The sequence below is a fragment of the Haloferax sulfurifontis genome (assembly GCF_014635105.1).
In the GTDB taxonomy this organism is placed as follows: Archaea; Halobacteriota; Halobacteria; order Halobacteriales; family Haloferacaceae; genus Haloferax; species Haloferax denitrificans.
The window spans coordinates 138,368-156,786 of sequence record NZ_BMCI01000002.1 but is presented as its reverse complement, the minus strand read 5'-3'; the positions used below and the strand labels follow the sequence as shown (position 1 = coordinate 156,786).

Below are 18,419 nucleotides of genomic sequence, written 5' to 3'. Positions count from 1 at the left end.
TCGTCCGCTCGCTAATCGTCGAGTCATGACTGTCTACGAGAGCGACCTTCCGGGCGTCGGGAAGAAACACGAGGTTGAGCTCGGCGACGGCTCCCGGCTCGTCATCGTGACGCACAACACGGGGAAACGAGAGGTGTTCCGGCGCGCGAGCGCCGACAGCGACTCGGAGAAGCTGTTCGAACTCACCGACAAGCTCGCCCGGCAGGTGGGGACGCTCCTCGAAGGCGCGTACTTCCAGCCGGTCCAGACCGAGACCATCGAGACGCTTCTGGGCGACAACACGCTCATCGAGTGGGTCGAAGTCGGCGCGGACTCCGACATCGCGGGGAAGACCCTCGGCGAGTCCGACCTCCGGCAGGCGACCGGCGCGTCCGTCATCGCCATCGAGCGCGGCGACGAGGTCATCACCTCGCCCGGCGGCGACGCGATGGTCGAAGCCGGCGACACGCTCGTCGTCATCGGTCCCAAGACGGCCTGCCGCGACTTCGTCGCGCTCGTCAAAGGGACCTGATGGCGGCGGCGCTCCTCGAATTCGGCTACCTGTTCGCCGTCCTCGCGGTCGTCGGAGCGGTCGCGCTCCGCCTCGGCCTGTCGGTGATTCCCCTCTACGTCGTCGGCGGCGTCGTCGCCGGGCCGTACGTCGCCGGGCGGTTCGGCCTCCCGTACGTCCCGAACGGCGAGGTCGTGACGATTCTGGCGGAACTCGGTATCGTCCTCCTCCTGTTTTTCCTCGGCTTGGAGTTCAGCCTCGACCGGCTCCGGGCGTCCGGGTCGAAAATCGGCCGCGCGGGCGTCATCGACCTCGCGGTGAACCTCCCCATCGGCGTCGCCATCGGCCTCGTCCTCGGGTGGTCGCCGGTCGAGGCGCTCCTGCTCGGCGGCATCGTCTACATCTCGTCGTCGGCCATCGTGACGAAGACGCTCATCGACCTCGGGTGGATTGCGGACCCCGAGTCGGAGCCGATTTTGGGCACGCTCGTCTTCGAGGACCTCGCCATCGCGGTCTACCTCGCGGTCGTCACCTCGCTCGTGCTCGGCGGCGACGGCGGCGTCGCGGCCATCGGCCGGTCGCTCGCCATCGCCTTCGGCTTCCTCGGCCTCCTGTTCGTGGCCGTCCAGTACGGAACGGCGCTTTTCGCCCGCGTCCTCGACGTGGAGAACCAGGAGGCGTTCGTCCTGCGGGCGCTCGCGGTCGTCGTCCCCATCTCGGGCGCGGCGCTCGCGCTCGGGGTGAGCGAGGCCGTCGCGGCGTTCTTCGTCGGCATGGGCTTTTCGACGAGCGGCCACAGAGAGCGGCTCGAACACTTGCTCGTCTCCGTGCGCGACGTGTTCGCCGCGGTGTTCTTCTTCTGGATCGGCCTCGGCACCGACCCGACGCTGTTGGCGGCGGCGGCCGTCCCGCTCGCCATCGCGGTCGTCGTGTCCACGCCGTCGAAGGTTCTCTCGGGCTATCTCGGCGGTCGGGCGTACGACCTCTCGGCGCACCGGTCGCTCCGGGTCGGCGTCGGGATGGTCCCCCGCGGCGAGTTCTCGCTCGTCATCGCGGCGCTGGCCGCGGCGGGCACGACGCCGGTGATGCGCGAAATCATCCCGGCGTTCGCCGTCGGCTACGTCTTCGTCATGAGCGCGCTCGGAACGGTGCTGATGCAACGGTCGGACCTCGTGGAGCGACTCGTCTTCCGCGGCGGCGCGGCGGACGGCGACGCCTCGACGGAGAGCGCCTGAGTCGCCCGGCGCGGTTTCTGCCCGTCGGTTGCGGCCGCGACGAACGCGACCGACTCGAACGCCGAGGCCGACTCGACTGACTCGGCCGGCCACAGAACACTTACCCGAGGAGCCGTCACGTTGCGGGTGCTATGACCCTTATCGAGTGGCTCGTCATCGCAGTCGTCGTGGTCGCGCTCGTCGCGCTCGTCCTCGCGCTCGTCGACAACGAACTGCTGGTCGAACTCGCCGGGGAGTTGCTCGACTGAGGAAACGTTTGCGTCGCCGGAAGCGTTTAATAGGGACGACGTCGTAGCGTTTCACAACAATGGCGACTCGCAGTACTTGCGCCACTTTTGCCCCACTGCGAGCCGCGGCTGTCCGACCCCGACGACGGGCCCTTTAGGGCCACAATCATCATCTCCTTCGGGACACGTCGAAATCGCTAATCTCCAGTTTTCGTGCCTATAGGCATCTCTACCTCTTAATTTCACAGATTGAATGCAAAGAATTTATCTGTATGTCCCCGCCACAGACGAGTACATGAAGAAAGTCGCACTCGCGTTCTCGGGCGGACTCGACACGACAGTCTGCGTCCCGATTCTCGAAGAGGAGTACGGATACGACGAGGTCGTCGGCGTCACGGTCGACGTCGGCCAGCCCGAAGAGGAGTTCGAGGAGGCCTACGAGACGGCCGAGGCCCTCGGACTGGAACACCACGTCGTCGACGCGAAACAGGAGTTCGCACAGCTCTGTCTCGACTCGGTCTGCGCCAACGCGGACTATCAGGGCTACCCGCTCGGCACCGCGCTCGCGCGCCCGGTCATCGCCAAGGCCATCCTCGAACTCGCCGAGGAGCAGGGCTGTGACGGCATCGCCCACGGCTGTACGGGCAAGGGTAACGACCAGCTCCGTTTCGAGGCGGTCTGGCGCGCCTCCGACCTCGAAGTCATCGCGCCCGTCCGCGAGATGGGCATGACCCGCGAGTGGGAAATCGAGTACGCCGCCGAGAAGGACCTCCCGGTGCAGGGCGGCAACGAGGGCGTCTGGTCCATCGACACGAACCTCTGGAGCCGTTCCATCGAGGGCGGCAACCTCGAAGACCCCGGCTACGTCCCGCCGGAGGACATCTACGAGTGGACCGACCAGCCCTCGGACGAGACGGAGCTCATCGAAATCGCGTTCGAAGACGGCTACCCGGTCGCCGTCGACGACGAGGAGCTCGAACCCCTCGAACTCATCTCGCTTCTCAACGAGAAGGCCGGCAAGCACGGCGTCGGCCGCACGGACATGATGGAAGACCGCATGCTCGGCCTCAAGGTGCGCGAGAACTACGAGCACCCGGCCGCGACGACGCTCCTGAACGCCCACGAGGCGCTCGAAGGTCTCGTCCTCACGAAAGAAGAGCGTGACTTCAAGGCCACCGTCGACAACGAGTGGTCCCAGAAGGCCTACGAGGGCCTCATCGATGCGCCGCTCGTGGGCGCGCTGAACGCCTTCCTCGAGAAGACCCAAGAGCGCGTCACGGGCACCGTGACCATCAAGTTCGAGGGCGGACAGGCCCGCCCGGTCGGCCGCGAGTCCGAGTACGCCGCCTACTCCGAGTCCGCCGCCTCCTTCAACACGGAGACGGTCGACGGCATCGAGCAGGCCGACGCCACCGGCGTCGCCAAGTACCACGGCTTCCAGGCGCGTCTCGCAAACCAGAGCGCGAAGAAGCAGAAGCCCGAACTCGCCGCAGACGGCGGTAGCGACGAGTAAGATGGCAGGCGAGGACGGCGACTCCGAGGGCGTCATCCGTCGGGACCGCTTCAGCGGCGGCCCCGCCCGCGGGTTCATGTCGAGCCTCGCGGCCGACGAACGCATCTTCGAGGCCGACCTCGCCGTCGACCGGGCGCACGTCGTGATGCTCGCGGCCCAAGACATCATCGAGGCAGAGGTCGCGAGCGAGATTCTCGCCGCGCTGGACGAGGTCGAGGCCGCGGGCCACGACGCGCTTTCGGGCGGCGAAGACGTCCACGAGGCCATCGAGGCCGCCGTCATCGACATCGTCGGCCCCGACGGCGGGAAGATGCACACCGCCCGCTCGCGCAACGACGAGGTGGCGACCTGTATCCGCTACCGCCTGCGCGAGGACGTGCTTTCGGCCCTCGACGCCGCGCTCGCCCTGCGCGAGTCGTTACTCGAGACGGCCGCCGAACACACCGAGACGGTGATGCCCGGCTACACGCACCTCCAGCCCGCGCAACCGACGACGGTCGCGCACTTCCTGTGTTCGTACGAGCGGGCGGTCGCCCGCGACTGCGCCCGCCTCATGTGCGCGTACGAGCGCATCAACCAGTCGCCGCTCGGGTCGGCGGCGTTCGCGGGCACGCCCTTCGACGTGAACCGCGAACTCGTGGCCGACCTGCTCGGCTTCGACCGCGTGATGGAGAACTCGATGGACGCCTCGGCGACCCGCGACTTCCTCGCGGAGACGCTGTCGGCGCTCACGACCCACGCGGTCACGCTCTCCGGTCTCGCCGAGGACCTCGTGATATTCTCGAACAAGGGCCTCGTCGAGCTGTCGGACGACTACTCGTCGACCTCCTCCATCATGCCGCAGAAGAAGAACCCCGACACGATGGAGCTCGTCCGCGCCGTCGCGGGCGACGCGGTCGGGGAACTCACCGGCCTCCTGACGACGCTGAAGGGACTGCCGCGCGCGTACAACCGCGACCTCCAGCGCGCCCACAAACACGCGTTCCGCACCGTCGACGACGTGGCCGAGGCGGCCGCGGTGGCCGCCGGCGCGGTCGGGTCGGCGACGTGGCCCGAAGGCGAACTCGCCGCGGCCGCCGGCGACGGTTTCTCGACCGCGACCGGCGTGGCGGACCTGCTGGCGATGGCCGGCCTCCCGTTCCGCACGGCCCACGAGGTCGTCGCGGAGGCGGCCGCCCGCTCGGAGGGAACGCCCGACGTGGCAACACTTGACGCCGTCGCTACGGACGTATTAGGTGAGTCACTCTTTACGCACGTGACAGCCGAGGCCGTCGAAGCCGCGCTCGACCCGACCGAGAGCGTGGCGAGTCGCGATTCGGTCGGCGGGCCCGCGCCCGCCGCCGTGGAGGCGACGCTCTCGACGGCCCGCGACGAGCTCTCGGACGACGCCGCCGCCGTCGCCGACGCCCGCGACTCGCTCGCGGCGGCCGCCGAGGGCCTCGACGAGGAGGTTTCGAGCTATGTCTGAGTCCGGACGCGCGACGCCCGCGGGCCTGCTTCGACGACCGCGAGCGACCGCGCCGCGACGACGACCACCACGCCCGACGCGGGAGACGGGTCGACCGGTCCGACGACCGGTCCCGTCTCCGGCGTCGAGTGAGCGTGGCACCCAAGCTCGACGCGTCGTTCGGCCGGCCCGTACGTTCGGCCGATTCGACAGATAACACCCGTTAGAGACTTCTTTGCGTTAATTTTCTCCGCGTAATTTTCGACGCCTTTAATACCGTCCGTCGACCAGCCACGGATGTAATGAGCGACACCATCACCGCGGAAGACCCGCTGAGCGGAGAGGAAATCGAACTGCCGTCCGACGTCGAAGTCGGCGAAATCATCGACAGCCCCGCCACGGGCGCAGAGCTGGAAGTCGTCTCCCTCGACCCCGTGACACTCGAAGAAGCGCCCGAGCTCGAAGAGGACTGGGGAGAGTAAATTGCACGTTGGACTGCTCTATTCCCGGATTCGCCGCGACGAGAAGCTGCTTCTCAACGAGCTTCGCGACCGCGGCCACGAGGTGACGAAGATAGACGTTCGGAAAGAGCAGTTCGACCTCACGGAGCCGCCGGAATCGTTCGACGGACTCGACGTGGTGGTCGACCGCTGTCTGGCGACGAGCAGGAGCATCTACATCACGCGCTTCCTGCAGTCGTACGGAATCCCGGTCGTCAACTCCCACGAGACCGCCGACATCTGCGCCGACAAGGCGAAAAACAGCCTCGCGCTCGCGGACGCGGGCGTGCCCACGCCGAACACGAAAGTGGCGTTTACGGTCGAATCGGCGATGGAAATCGTCGAGGAGTTCGGCTACCCCTGCGTCCTCAAGCCGGTCGTCGGCTCGTGGGGTCGCCTGATGGCGAAAATCGACTCCGAGTCGGCCGCCGAGGCCATCCTCGAACACAAGTCGACGCTCGGTAACTACGAGCACAAGGTGTTCTACATCCAGGAGTTCGTCGAGAAACCGGGCCGCGACATCCGCGTGCTCGCCGTCGACGGCGAACCCGTGGCCGCGATGGTCCGCTCGTCGGACCACTGGCTCACGAACGCCGCGAAGGGCGCGAGCGTCGACGAGTTCGAACTCGACGACCGCGCGAAGGAACTCGTCAAGCAGGCGTCCGACGCGGTCGGCGGCGGCTTACTCGGCGTCGACCTCATGGAGACGGGAGTCGTCTCCGAATCCGGTGATTCGGAGGCCCGTCAGACGCAGTCTGACGTTGATTACACCGTCCACGAGGTCAACCACACCGTCGAGTTCAAGGCGCTCAACGACGCCGTCGAGACGGACGTTCCCGCGACGGTCGTCGACTGGCTCGAAGCCAAGGTCGACGGCGAGCAGTCGCTGGCGGAGGTCTCGGCGTGAGCGACCGGCTCACCGCGGGCGTCGTCGGCGGCTCCGGCTTCACCGGCGGCGAACTGCTCCGCCTGCTCGACGGCCACCCGAACTTCGACGTCGAACAGGCCACGAGCCGCTCTTACGAGCGCAAGACCGTCGGTCACGTCCACCCGAACCTTCGTCACCTCGACCTCCGTTTCACCTCGCCGGAGGACCTCGAATCGGTCGACGTGCTGTTCACGGCGACGCCCCACGGCGTCTCGATGGAGCACATCGACGCCTTTCAGGACGCGGCGGACACCGTCGTCGACCTCTCCGCTGACTTCCGCCTCTCGGAGGCGGCGCAGTACGACGAGTGGTACGACGGCCACGTCTGCCCCGAATACCTCGAACAGTCGGAGTACGCGCTCCCCGAACTTAACCGCGAGAACCTCCCCGGCGCGGACCTCATCGCCGCGGGCGGCTGTAACGCGACCGCGACGATTCTCGGCCTCAAGCCGCTTTTCGACGCCGGCATCCTCTCCGGCGACGAGCAGGTCGTCGTGGACGTGAAAGTCGGCTCGTCGGAGGGTGGCGCGGGCGCGAGCAAGGCGTCGTCGCACGCCGAGCGCTCGGGCATCGTCCGGCCCTACGCGCCGACCGGCCACCGCCACGAGGCCGAAATCGAGGAGTACCTCGGCCTCTCGGTCTCGTTTACCGTCCACGCGGTCGACATGGTTCGCGGCGCGGCGGCGACCTGTCACGTCTTCCCCGACGGCCCCGTCTCGAAGGGCGACATGTGGAAAGCGTTCCGCGGCTCCTACGGCGACGAACCGTTCATGCGCACCGTCGCCGGCGGCGGCGGCGTCTACCGCTACCCGGAACCGAAGTCGGTCGCCGGGACGAACTTCGGCGAGGTCGGCTTCGAAATCGACCCCGGAAACCGACGACTCGTCGTCTTCTCGGCCATCGACAACATGATGAAAGGCTCCGCGGGGCAGGCGGTCCACGCCGCCAACATCGCGCTCGGGCTGGAGGAGACTGCCGGACTCGACTTCACCGGCTTCCACCCCATCGGCTCGCCCTGACCGCACCGCCCCCGAACGGACTCGCCCCCGACACACGATTTACGCACCATTTCGACTATGACAGGATACACACGCGAGGAACTGCTCGCGGCACACGAACAGCTCGTCGACAACGAAGCGAATCTACTCACCGATGGCGGCAAGGAGCCGCCGGTCGTCGTCAAAATCGGCGGCGCGAAGGCCGTCGACCCGAAGGGAGCCGTCTCCGACGTGGCCCACCTCGTCGCCAACGGCACCGACGTGGTCGTCGTCCACGGCGGCTCGACCGCCGTCGACGAGACGCTCGAAGAACTCGGCGAGGAGCCGACCTACGTCGAGTCGCCCTCGGGCGTCTCCGGCCGCTTCACCGACGAGCGCACCATGGAGGTCTTCTCGATGGTGATGCCCGGAAAGCTCAACACGGACCTGACCGCGCTGTTCCGCGAGGCGGGCGTCGACGCGCTCGGCCTCTCGGGCGTCGACGGCGGCCTCCTGACCGGCCCGCGCAAGTCGGCCGTCCGCGTCGTCGAAGACGGCAAGAAGAAGATCAAGCGCGGCGACCACTCCGGGAAGATTACCTCGGTGAACGCGACGCTCCTCGAAGCGCTCCTCGACGGCGGCTACACGCCCATCGTGACCGTTCCGATGCTCGCCGACGACGGCGTGCCGGTCAACGCCGACGCCGACCGCGCCGCCGCCGCGGTCGCGGGCGCGCTCGGCGCGAAACTCGTCGTCCTCACCGACGTGAAAGGCGTCTACGCCGACCCCGACGACGAGTCCACGCTCATCGAGACGGCCGACACGCCCGAGGGGTTCTCGGCGCTCGAATCGGCCGCTGAAGGGTTCATGACCAAGAAGGTCATGGCCGCGAAGGAGGCGCTCGACGGCGGGGCCGCCGAGGTCGTCGTCTCCGACGCGAACCTCAACGACCCCATCGTGACCGCGCTCAACGACGGCGGCACGCACGTGACGCCCGGCGCGCTGGTCGAAACCGAGGGGGCCGAACAATGAGCGGCTTCGTCTTCAACGAGAAGCCCATCGCCATCGAGTCCGGCGAGGGGCCGTATCTCTACTCGGACGACGGCACCGAGTACCTCGACTTCGGCGCGAGCTACGCCGTCGCGGCGCTCGGCCACTCCCACCCCGCGGTCACCTCGGCGATTCAGGAACAGGCCGCGAAGCTGACCTACGTGCAGGCGTCGTACCCCGTCGAGGTCCGCACCGAACTGTACGAGAAGCTGGCGACGCTCGCGCCCGGCGACATCTCGAACGTCTGGCTCTGTAACTCCGGCACCGAAGCCAACGAGGCGGCGATGAAGTTCGCCCGCTCGGCGACCGGCCGCGAGAAAATCGTCGCCACGAAGCGCGCCTTCCACGGCCGCACCCTCGGGAGCCTCGCGCTGACGTGGAAACAGAAGTACAAAAAGCCCTACGAGCCGGTCGCCGGCGGCGTCGAGTTCGTCAGCTACGGCGACGAAGCGGAACTCGTCGAGGCCGTCGACGACGAGACGGCCGCCGTGTTCTTAGAGCCGATTCAGGGCGAAGGCGGCATCAACCCCGCGACGGCGGAGTATCTCCAGACCGCCCGCGACCTGACCGAGGACGCGGGTGCCGCGCTCGTCTTCGACGAGATTCAGACCGGCATCGGTCGCACCGGGTCGCTGTGGGCCTGCGAGAACGCCGGCGTCGTCCCCGACATCCTCACGAGCGCGAAGGGCATCGCCAACGGTCTCCCGCTCGGCGCGACGCTGTGTGCCGACTGGATTGCCGACGGCGCGGCCTCCCACGGCTCGACGTTCTCCGGCGGTCCCGTGGTCTGTGCGGCGGCGAACGCCACCCTCGACACAATCGTCGAGGAAGACCTGCCGGGCCACGCGGCCGCGGTGGGCGACTACCTCACGACGGAACTCGAAGCCGCCGTCGAGGAGCACGACCTGCCGGTCCGCGAGGTCCGCGGCGACGGCCTCATGGTCGGCGTCGAGGTCAAACGCGGCGCGAACCGCACGCTGAAGCACCTCGCGCTGTCCGAGCAGTTGCTCGCGCTCCCGGCGGGCCGGACGGTCGTCCGCTTCCTGCCGCCGCTCGTCATCGAGGAGGAACACGCCGACCGCGCGGTCGACGCCATGACGAACGTGTTATCATGAACGCCGAAATCGAACGCGAAGACGACGAGGCAGACGTGGAGAACGCGGGAGCGGCCGACGCCGAGACCGACGCGAGCGCCGTCTCCGACGACGGGACCGACGCCCTCGACGAAGGCGAGTGGGCCGAGGCGCGCCACCTCCTCTACGACATGGTCTCGACGCCCTCGGTGTCGGGCGAGGAGGAGGCGGCCGCCGAGGTGCTGAAGGCGTTCTTCGAGGCGCACGACCGCGAGGTGTGGATAGACGAGATCGGCAACGTCCGCGCGCCGGCCGACGACGCGGTGCTTCTCACCTCCCACATCGACACCGTCCCCGGCGGCGTGCCGGTGAAGATAGAAGACGGCGTCCTCTGGGGTCGCGGGAGCGTCGACGCGACCGGACCGCTCTGCTCGATGGCCGCGGCGGCCGTCGAGACGGGCGTCTCGTTCGTCGGCGTCGTCGGCGAGGAGACCTCCTCGCGCGGCGCGTGGCACCTCGTGGAGGACCGCGAGGAGCCCGACGCGGTCGTCAACGGCGAACCCTCGGGCTGGGACGGCGTCACCCTCGGCTACCGCGGCTTCCTCTCCGGGACGTACATCTCGACGAGCGAACTGGGCCACTCCTCGCGCCCCGAGGAGAACGCCATCCAGTCCGCGGTCGCGTGGTGGTCCCGCGTGGCCGACTTCTTCGACGAGGAGCGCGACGGCGTCTTCGACACGGTGACGACCAAGCCGGTGCGCTTCGACGGCGGCCCGAGCGACGACGGCCTCGCGGTCGAGGCGACGGTGGACGTGCAGTTCCGCGTCCCGCCGCGGTACACCATCGACGACGTGCGCGAGGTCGCGGAGAGCGAACTCACCCGCGGCGGCGTCCACTGGAACAAACCCATCCCGCCGGTCATGATGAGCCCCCGCACCGACGTGGCGCGGGCGTTCCGCGTCGCCATCCGCAACGTCGGCGGCGTGAAGCCCCGGCTCCTCCGCAAGACCGGGACCAGCGACATGAACATCTTCGCCGGGACGTGGGACTGCCCGATGGCGACCTACGGCCCCGGCGACTCGGACCTCGACCACGCCCCGAACGAACACCTCGACCTCGCCGAGTTCGACAGCGCCATCGACGTGCTCGTCGACGTGTGCGAGCGGCTGGCGGACGACTGAGGCGAGCGGCGACGACCGAAGACGAACCGAACCGGAGACGACGACCACGCACCCGAGCCGACGAAGCGACACGGAGACACGACACACGACACAATGCTCGAAACCACCCACTTCACCGACATCGACGACATCAGCGCATCTGAGTTAGACCGCGTTCTCACCCGCGCCGCCGACATCAAATCCGGCGACGACGAGACGCAACTCACCCGAGCGACGCTGGCGATGCTCTTCGAGAAGCCGAGTACCCGGACGCGTGTCTCCTTCGAGACGGGGATGACCGAGCTGGGCGGCCACGCGCTGTTCCTCGGCCCGGAGGACATCCAGCTCGGCCACGGCGAGCCGCTTTCGGACACCGCGCGCGTGCTGGGTCGCTACGGCGACGCCATCATGGCCCGTCTGTTCGAACACGAGGACCTGCTCGAAATCGCCGAGCACTCCGACGCGCCGGTCATCAACGGCCTGACCGACGACGCCCACCCCTGTCAGACGCTCGCCGACCTGCTCACCATCCGCGAGCACGTCGGCGACTTCGACGAGGTGTCCGCGGCGTGGGTCGGCGACGGCAACAACGTCGGCCAGTCGTTCGTCCTCGGCTGTGCGATGGCCGGCATCGACCTCACCGTGGCGACGCCGCCGGCGTACGGCGTCGACGACGACGTGCTCGAAAAGGCGGACGAACTCGGCTCGGCACCGACGATTACGACCGACCCCGAAGAAGCCGTTTCGGACGCGGACGTGGTCTACACCGACGTGTGGATTTCGATGGGTCAAGAGGACCAGCGCCACGAGAAACTGCAGGCGTTCGAGGGGTTCCAGCTCAACGAGGAGTTGCTCTCGGGGACCGACGCGAAGGTCATGCACTGCCTGCCGGCCCACCGCGGCGAGGAGATTACCGGCGACGTGCTCGAAGGCGAGCGCTCGCTCGTCTGGGACCAGGCGGAGAACCGCCTGCACGCCCAGAAGGGCCTCATCGTCGAACTGCTCGAAGAATAAGCGAGTCCGCCGCTTACGCCGGCGCGCCCGCACTGCCTTCGGCGTCCGTCTCCGCCTCGGACGGAATCAGCCCGAGTTGCCGCATCGTCCCGAAGTAGTCGAAGGCGTCCCACTGTTCCGCGATTCTGTCGCCCTCGAAGCGGTAGATAGTGATACCGCTCGACTGCCAGTGGTTCCCGGTCGGTTCCGCGGTGAGGTACGACGGCGCTTCGTTCGTCCCTTCGAGCGTGTAGCGGACGGCGACCCGGTCGCCGGCGGCGAACAGGTCGTCGACGGTGAATTCGAGGTCCGGCGTCCCGTCGAGGACCGCCTGAACCATCTCGCGCGCGCCGTCGACGCCGCGGTCGCCCATCGGGTCGTGCATGACGAAGTCGTCGGTCGCCAGTTCGTCGAAGGCCGCCGGGTCACGGCCGTTCCACACCGCCTCTTCGACGTGCCGAACCGTCGCTTTCATCTCGGCTGTCGGTATCGGGTCCATCTCGGTTCACCCGGTGTGAGTACGTCCGGACGAAGCATAGAACATTTGTTAGTTGTTTCTGTGAGTCTTGTCTGTCGGCCGGTCGCCGCCGAGAAAAAGGCGGGGTGGGTGCTCCGAGCCTTTTAATCGGATGGCGGCCGAGATTCTCTCGTGGCCCACGCCAACGGCGCACCCGACGACGGCGACGCGGACGGCGCGTGGCGGTTCTTCCCGTACGACGAGCCGTACCCAAATCAGGAGGCGGCGATGGCCGGCATCGCCGACGCGCTCGACGACGAGCGGAACGTCCTCCTCGAAGGGGCGACCGGGACCGGGAAGACCATCTCCGCGCTCGTGCCCGCGCTCTCGTACGCCCGCGAGCACGACAAGACGGTCGTCATCACGACCAACGTCCACCAGCAGATGCGCCAGTTCGTCGAGGACGCCCGCGCCATCACCAGAGAGGAGGCCATCCGCGCGGTGGTGTTCCGCGGGAAGTCCTCGATGTGCCACATCGACGTGGGCTTTCAGGAGTGCCAGACCCTCCGAGATACGACCCGGAGCATCGTCGAAAAGGAGTCCGACAAGGCCGAACTCTCCGAGCAGGCGCAGTCGCTCCTCGACGGGATGCGCGAGGGCGAGTCCGGAGCGGCCGACGCGCGGAGCGCCGTCACGGACGAACTCGACGCCCTCGACGACGAACTGGAGGAGTTGAAAGAGGGCAACTACTGCGAGCACTACTACAACAACCTCACGCGGAACACGGACGAGTTCTTCCAGTGGCTGTTCGACGACGTGCGGACGCCCGACGAGATTTTCGAGTACGCGGGAAAGCAGAACCTCTGCGGCTACGAACTGCTCAAGGAGGGCATGGAGGGCATCGACCTCGTCGTCTGCAACTACCACCACCTGCTCGACCCGATGATACGCGAGCAGTTCTTCCGGTGGTTGGACCGCGACCCCGACGACGTGATTACGGTGTTCGACGAGGCGCACAACATCGAGAGCGCCGCCCGCGACCACGCGAGTCGCGCGCTCACCGAGAACACGCTCGAAAGCGCGATGAACGAGCTGAAAGACGAAGACGACTCGCGGGCCGAGAGCGCCCGCAACGTCATCGGGACGTTCCTCGACGCGCTTCGCGACAGCTACGAGGAGGCGTTCGGCTTCGGCGAGCGCGAGCAGGTCGGCGAGAACTGGTACGACCTCTCTATCGCCAATCAGGGCCGCCGCGACGACCTGACGATGGAGTTCCTGCAGTCCTACGAGGGCCGCGGCATCGACGTGGAGGTCGAACTCGCCCTCCAGTTGGGCAAGCAGTTGGACGAGCAGTACGAAGACGCGTACAAGAACGGCGAGGCGACGACGCGCAAGGAGTGCCAGACGCTTCAGGCGGCGAACTTCATCGCCGACTGGACGGAGATGGGCGGGGAACTCGGTCGCCATCCGATGCTGTCGGTCCGCCGCGACGGCGGCACCGACGAGATTTACGGCCGCGCCGAGCTGTACACCTGCATCCCGCGAGAGGTCACCAGAGAGCTGTTCGAGGAGGTCCACGCGAGCGTCCTGATGTCGGCGACGCTCCGCCCGTTCGACGTGACGGAGGGCACGCTCGGCCTCGAAAACCCGGTGACGATGGCCTACGGCCTCGAATACCCCGAGGAGAACCGCCGGACGTTCTCGGTCTCACTGCCCGCGCTGTTCTCCTCCGAACGCGACGACCCCGGCACGCAGGAGACCATCGAGGAGATGCTCGCTGACGCGGCCGCCTTCACGCCGGGCAACACGCTCGTGTTCTTCCCGTCGTACGCCGAGGCGGAGCGCCACCACGAGCGCCTGCGGACGAATCCGGACGTCGACGCGGAGCTGTTTTTGGACGAGCCGGGCGTCCGCGCCGAGGAGTTGCGCCGCGAGTTCGTCGGCAAGGACGGCGCGGTGCTTCTCACCTCGCTGTGGGGGACGCTCGCCGAGGGCGTGAGCTTCGACGGCGACGACGCCCGAACCGTCGTGGTCGTCGGCGTGCCCTACCCGCATCTCTCCGAGCGGCTGGAGGCGGTACAGGCCGCCTACGACCGCGCCTACCGCGGCAAGAGGGACGCCGGCTGGCGCTACGCCGTCGAGATTCCGACGATTCGGAAGACCAGACAGGCGCTCGGGCGGGTCATCCGCGCGCCCGACGACTTCGGCGTCCGCGTGCTGGCCGACAAGCGCTACACCCGCGAGAGTTCTTCCATGGGGAAGTACGGCGTCCGCGGGTCGTTCCCGGTCGAGGAGCGCGCCGAGATGGTCGACATCGCGCCGAACAAACTCAAGTTCGCGATGCTGAACTTCTACGCCGACCGCGACGCCTACGACGGCGACCCGCCGCGGCCCTGAGCGCGTCGCGCTCGCAGTCGGAGCGACAGCGACGGCGACCGCCGTGCGATTCTTACCTGTTCGAACCAACACAGGGTGATGAGTTCGACCCCTCCCGGACCGAAGGGCCTCCCGCTGTTCGGCGCGAGCAGACAGTACGCCCGCGACCCGTTCACGTTCCTGACGGCCGTCGCGGACGCCTACGGCGACGTGGTCCACTTCGACCTCGGCCCGCTCGACACGTACATGCTCACGAACCCGGCGGACGTCGAGACGGTGCTCGTGAGCGAGGCGTCGAAGTTCAGAAAGCCGCAGTTCCAAGACAGAGCCATCGGCGACCTGCTGGGCGACGGCCTGCTGATGAGCGAGGGGGCGACGTGGAAGAAACAGCGCCGCCTCGCCCAGCCGGCGTTCGACGTGCGGCGAATCTCGACGATGGCCGGTATGATGACCGACCGGACGGCGTCGATGCTGTCGTCGTGGGGCGACGGCGACGTGGTCGACGTGCAGTTGGAGATGGCGCGGCTGACCGTCGAGATAATCGTCGACGCCATGTTCGGCACCGACCTCGACGACGAGCGCGTCCGGCGGGTACAGGAGAACCTCGAACCGCTCGGCGCGCGGTTCGAACCCGACCCGCTTCGGTTCCTGACGCCCGACTGGGCGCCGACGCGGGAGAACCGCCAGTACAAGGAGGCGCTGTCGGAACTCGAATCGCTCGTCTGGGACATCGTCGAGGAGCGCCGCGGGACCGAGTACGGCGAGACGCCGGCGTCGTCGGTGTCGGGCGGCACGACGGGCGAGGAGGGGCCGATGGACCTGCTTTCGATTCTGCTCCGCGCCTACGACGAGGGCGAACAGACGGAGAAGAACCTCCGCGACGAGCTGATGACGATGCTCCTCGCGGGCCACGACACGACGGCGCTGACGCTGACGTACGCGTGGTATCTGCTCTCGCAACACCCCGAGGCGGAGGCGAAACTCCACCGCGAACTGGACGAGGTGCTCGACGGGCGGACGCCGACGTTCGAGGACGTGCGAGAACTGGAGTACACCGAGCGCGTGCTGAACGAGGCGATGCGGCTGTACCCGCCGGTGTACGTGATGTTCCGCGAGCCGAAGGTGGACGTTCGCCTCGGCGGTTACCGCGTCCCCGCGGGGTCGGCCATCATGCTCCCGCAGTGGGTCGTCCACCGCTCGGAGCGGTGGTGGGACGACCCGCTTTCGTTCGACCCGGACCGCTGGGCGCCCGAGCGGACCGGCGACCGCCCGCGCTTCGCGTACTTCCCGTTCGGCGGGGGACCGCGCCACTGCATCGGCAAACACCTCTCGCTCCTCGAAGGGCGGCTCATCCTCGGCACCGTCGCCCAGCGGTACGAACTCGACTACGTGCGCGACGAGCCGTTTTCGCTCCGCGGGTCGCTGACGATGCACCCCGAAGAGCCGATGGGGATGCGGCTCCGGGCGCGCGACTGACGCGCGGACCGGCGGCTCGACGCGCCGTCGCTGGGAGTCGGGGGCTCGCGGTCAGGCAGGGAGCGAAATCGAGGCGGCGGTCTCGCGGAACGACGAGTCGTAGACGTCGAGCTGTGAGACGGTCCACTCGATGGGGTCGAGCGGCTGGCTTGCGACCGCGCGGGCGTCGGCGACGCTCCCGCCGCGGGCGAGCGTGACGTGCGGGACGTAGTCGTCGCCCTCGATACCCTCGATAGCGCCGAACTCGTCGGCGAGCGCGCGGTGCAGGTCGAGGAGGCCGGGGCTCTCGACCGCGAGGTAGACGACCGGCGCGGCCCCGCGCGGCGGGTCCTCGAAGAACCGGATGTCGGTCACGCGGGCCTCGAACGCCGGCTGGCCGGCGAGCGCGTGCCGCAACTGTTCGCGCAGGCGGTCGAACTCGGCGTCTTCGAACCGCTTACAGACGAGCGTGTGCCGGTCGCGAACCCGGTCGAACGAGGCGAGGTACGGAAACAGGTCGGACGCGAGGCGGGCGACCCGCCCCGGAACCGGGACGTTCAGACTGTACACGCCCGTGTCTCACGCGAGAGACACAAAGGCGTATCGTCGTCGCCGCGGAGGGCGGTTAGATTCGGTCGAGGAGCCAGAGGACGATGAGCGCCGCGACGACGAGGCCCAAAAGCGGCTGGAGCGGGCCGAGCAACGCACCGAACAGCCCGAGCACCTCGCCGATGATTTCGAGGACGAGCCAGACGAGGACGAGCAGGAGGATGATTTTCAGCAGGTCCTCCACGTCGATTCGGCCGCGGTTCGTTCGCATACGGGGCCGTGGGGCGTTCGCGGACAAATAGCTGGTGGCCGGGTGGGGGAACAGCCGGGTAGCTTTATTCCGCCTCGGTGTCACTCTCCACCATGGACAGCCTGTTCTACCAACTCGGGAAGCTCTCGGCGTCCTCGTCGTCGTCCTCGTCGGGCGCGGCGCGGGTCGACAGCGAGCCCGGCCGAATCCCGCGGTGGCTCGGTCCCCTCGCGGTCGCGGTGGTCGTCTTCGGCCTCGCCGTCGTCGTCTTCCCCGTCACGCCGCTGACGCTCGCGGGCTACGTCGCCCTCGCGCTCGCCGTCGCCGCGGTGTACGACGCGGTCGAAATCGTGCAGGCGTACGAAAAGCGGACGCTGACGGTGTTCGGCGACTACAAGGGCATCCTCGAACCGGGGCTGAACGTCGTCCCGCCGTTCGTCTCGAAGACCTACCGCTTCGACATGCGGACCCAGACGCTGGACGTGCCCTCCCAAGAGGCCATCACGGAAGACAACTCGCCGGTCACGGCCGACGCCGTCGTCTACATCCGCGTGATGGACCCCGAACGCGCCTTCCTGCAGGTCGACAACTACCGCCGGGCCGTCTCGTTGCTCGCACAGACGACGCTCCGGGCCGCCCTCGGCGACATGGAACTCGACGACACACTGGCGCGACGCGACCACATCAACGCGCGCATCCGCCGGGAACTCGACGAGCCGACCGACGAGTGGGGCGTCCGCGTGGAGTCCGTCGAGGTCCGCGAGGTGAAGCCCTCGAAGGACGTCGAGAACGCGATGGAACAGCAGACCTCCGCCGAGCGCCGCCGCCGCGCCATGATTCTCGAAGCACAGGGCAAGCGTCGCTCCGCCGTCGAGAAAGCTCAGGGTGACAAGCAGTCGAACATCATCCGCGCGCAGGGCGAAAAGCAGTCCCAGATTCTCGAAGCGCAGGGTGACGCCATCTCGACGGTGCTTCGGGCCCGCGCGGCGGAGTCGATGGGCGAGCGCGCCATCATCGACAAGGGCATGGAGACGCTGGCGAACATCGGCACCTCACCGTCGACGACGTACGTCCTGCCGCAGGAACTCACGTCGCTTCTCGGTCGCTACGGGAAGGGGCTGAGCGGTTCCGATATACAGCAGGCCGCAGGCCTCGAAAGCAAGGCGTTCGACGAGGAGACCCGCGAACTCCTCGGTCTCGACGACATCAGCGAGATACTCGGTGAGCTGGACGGCATCGAGACGGCCGATATCTCCGCGGACGCGGTCGACATCGAAATCGAAGACGGCGGCGTCGAAACTGAACGCGTCGAATGAGCGAAAAATCCGATACGCGAATCAGTCGGTGACCCGTTCGGCGCACCGGGGCCGGTACAGCGTCGTGGCCGGTCTGCGGGGGCGACCGACGTGGGTCCCGTCGTCCGGCCGTCGCGGTTCGGCGAGGCGCGAGGCGGACGTGAGACGGGAGACCGCTCGGTGCGTCGAGTTCGGGTCGCGGCTGATTCCCCACCCGTCCGGTCGAACGAGAGTCGGAACCTTCGGGAACGTCCCCCCGAACGCGGACGAGAGACGGGTGTCGGCGTCCCACCACCGGTCTGCGGTTCGCGCAGACACCGTACTAAACGGGATAAACACTATTAATCATCTAGGTCGTTGAAACGTCGAGCGACCCGCTAAACCCCCAACCCGAGCGATTAATCGCCTTTATTTCTATTTTTTACGACGTAGAATAATTTAACC

Annotated in this window: 17 protein-coding genes; 14 read left to right on the top strand and 3 right to left on the bottom strand. The window is 67.7% G+C overall.

Annotated features, from left to right (window positions below):
* The first annotated feature begins 25 nt into the window (after positions 1 to 25).
* The 11 genes from IEV64_RS05205 (at position 26) to argF (ending at position 11,614) form a co-directional block, all read left to right on the top strand.
* Positions 26 to 511, top strand: coding sequence for a cation:proton antiporter regulatory subunit (locus tag IEV64_RS05205; RefSeq protein WP_007275825.1), 486 nt, complete (start codon positions 26 to 28; stop codon positions 509 to 511).
* A complete protein-coding gene (locus IEV64_RS05200; RefSeq protein WP_188423364.1) occupies positions 511 to 1,725 on the top strand; it encodes a cation:proton antiporter in 1,215 nt (404 codons plus the stop codon). Before IEV64_RS05205 ends, IEV64_RS05200 begins: the two co-directional genes overlap by 1 nt.
* 522 nt (positions 1,726 to 2,247) lie before the next feature.
* Positions 2,248 to 3,465, top strand: a complete 1,218-nt coding sequence (locus tag IEV64_RS05195; RefSeq protein ID WP_188423363.1) for an argininosuccinate synthase — start codon at positions 2,248 to 2,250, stop codon at positions 3,463 to 3,465.
* Position 3,466: 1 nt separating this feature from the next.
* Positions 3,467 to 4,933, top strand: coding sequence for an argininosuccinate lyase (argH, locus tag IEV64_RS05190; protein WP_007275822.1), 1,467 nt, complete (start codon positions 3,467 to 3,469; stop codon positions 4,931 to 4,933).
* Between the two features lie 281 nt (positions 4,934 to 5,214).
* On the top strand, positions 5,215 to 5,394 hold the full coding sequence (lysW, locus tag IEV64_RS05185) for a lysine biosynthesis protein LysW (RefSeq protein ID WP_004968787.1): 180 nt from the start codon (positions 5,215 to 5,217) through the stop codon (positions 5,392 to 5,394).
* A gap of 1 nt (position 5,395) precedes the next feature.
* Positions 5,396 to 6,319 carry a lysine biosynthesis protein LysX gene (gene lysX / locus IEV64_RS05180; protein ID WP_188423362.1) on the top strand — a complete coding sequence of 308 codons (924 nt, stop codon included), beginning with the start codon at positions 5,396 to 5,398 and terminating at the stop codon, positions 6,317 to 6,319.
* Entirely contained in the window at positions 6,316 to 7,359 is a 1,044-nt protein-coding gene (gene argC, locus IEV64_RS05175; RefSeq protein WP_007275820.1) for an N-acetyl-gamma-glutamyl-phosphate reductase, read from the top strand. Before lysX ends, argC begins: the two co-directional genes overlap by 4 nt.
* A 57-nt stretch (positions 7,360 to 7,416) precedes the next feature.
* Positions 7,417 to 8,349, top strand: coding sequence for an acetylglutamate/acetylaminoadipate kinase (locus IEV64_RS05170; RefSeq protein WP_188423361.1), 933 nt, complete (start codon positions 7,417 to 7,419; stop codon positions 8,347 to 8,349).
* A complete protein-coding gene (locus IEV64_RS05165; RefSeq protein ID WP_188423360.1) occupies positions 8,346 to 9,482 on the top strand; it encodes an aspartate aminotransferase family protein in 1,137 nt (378 codons plus the stop codon). Before IEV64_RS05170 ends, IEV64_RS05165 begins: the two co-directional genes overlap by 4 nt.
* Positions 9,479 to 10,621 carry a [LysW]-lysine hydrolase gene (locus tag IEV64_RS05160; RefSeq protein ID WP_188423359.1) on the top strand — a complete coding sequence of 381 codons (1,143 nt, stop codon included), beginning with the start codon at positions 9,479 to 9,481 and terminating at the stop codon, positions 10,619 to 10,621. Before IEV64_RS05165 ends, IEV64_RS05160 begins: the two co-directional genes overlap by 4 nt.
* A gap of 93 nt (positions 10,622 to 10,714) precedes the next feature.
* Positions 10,715 to 11,614, top strand: a complete 900-nt coding sequence (argF, locus tag IEV64_RS05155; RefSeq protein WP_188423358.1) for an ornithine carbamoyltransferase — start codon at positions 10,715 to 10,717, stop codon at positions 11,612 to 11,614.
* A 13-nt stretch (positions 11,615 to 11,627) separates the two neighbouring features.
* Here argF and IEV64_RS05150 read toward each other — a convergent pair whose 3' ends face one another.
* A complete protein-coding gene (locus IEV64_RS05150; RefSeq protein ID WP_049920623.1) occupies positions 11,628 to 12,092 on the bottom strand; it encodes an ester cyclase in 465 nt (154 codons plus the stop codon).
* 150 nt (positions 12,093 to 12,242) lie between these two features.
* On the opposite strand from IEV64_RS05150, the gene IEV64_RS05145 reads away from it, so the two are divergent.
* The gene (locus IEV64_RS05145) at positions 12,243 to 14,447 is read left to right on the top strand and encodes an ATP-dependent DNA helicase (protein WP_188423357.1); all 2,205 of its coding nucleotides are present in this window, start codon (positions 12,243 to 12,245) and stop codon (positions 14,445 to 14,447) included.
* Between the two features lie 78 nt (positions 14,448 to 14,525).
* A complete protein-coding gene (locus IEV64_RS05140; protein ID WP_188423356.1) occupies positions 14,526 to 15,902 on the top strand; it encodes a cytochrome P450 in 1,377 nt (458 codons plus the stop codon).
* 51 nt (positions 15,903 to 15,953) lie between these two features.
* Here the strand turns inward: IEV64_RS05140 and IEV64_RS05135 are convergent, their stop codons facing one another.
* Complete coding sequence (locus tag IEV64_RS05135) at positions 15,954 to 16,451, bottom strand: 2'-5' RNA ligase family protein (protein ID WP_188423355.1); 498 nt, start codon at positions 16,449 to 16,451, stop codon at positions 15,954 to 15,956.
* A gap of 55 nt (positions 16,452 to 16,506) precedes the next feature.
* A complete protein-coding gene (locus IEV64_RS05130) occupies positions 16,507 to 16,701 on the bottom strand; it encodes a DUF7554 family protein (RefSeq protein ID WP_004045037.1) in 195 nt (64 codons plus the stop codon).
* A 92-nt stretch (positions 16,702 to 16,793) separates the two neighbouring features.
* On the opposite strand from IEV64_RS05130, the gene IEV64_RS05125 reads away from it, so the two are divergent.
* Positions 16,794 to 17,996, top strand: a complete 1,203-nt coding sequence (locus IEV64_RS05125; protein ID WP_007275812.1) for an SPFH domain-containing protein — start codon at positions 16,794 to 16,796, stop codon at positions 17,994 to 17,996.
* Positions 17,997 to 18,419: the final 423 nt, after the last annotated feature.